Annotated in this window: 1 tRNA gene and 1 rRNA gene; both read right to left on the reverse strand. The window is 51.1% G+C overall.

The window, feature by feature from the left end:
• Positions 1 to 105: 105 nt before the first annotated feature.
• A tRNA-Glu gene (locus CBW22_RS24530) sits at positions 106 to 180 on the reverse strand.
• An 88-nt stretch (positions 181 to 268) separates the two neighbouring features.
• Positions 269 to 327 (reverse strand): 16S ribosomal RNA (locus CBW22_RS24535); the annotation flags it as partial.

The raw sequence follows: 327 nt of genomic DNA on the forward strand, positions 1-327 counted from the left end.
AATTTTCAGCTTGTTCCGGATTGTTAAAGAGCAATATCTCAAACACGACGTTACCGTCAGTTTTGAGATATTCTGTGGAGACACCTTTCACCTGTCACCAAGCAGTGGCGTCCCCTAGGGGATTCGAACCCCTGTTGCCGCCGTGAAAGGGCGGAGTCCTAACCGCTAGACGAAGGGGACACAAAGTGTCACGACTTCGCAGCCGTCCTGCTCGTTACTTTTCTATCAGACAATCTGTGTGAGCACTTCGCGGGAAAGTATCTTCAGGTAAGGAGGTGATCCAACCGCAGGTTCCCCTACGGTTACCTTGTTACGACTTCACCCCAG

Origin of the sequence: Pantoea sp. VS1, from assembly GCF_002207995.1 — a bacterium.
Taxonomy (GTDB): Bacteria; Pseudomonadota; Gammaproteobacteria; order Enterobacterales; family Enterobacteriaceae; genus Pantoea; species Pantoea dispersa.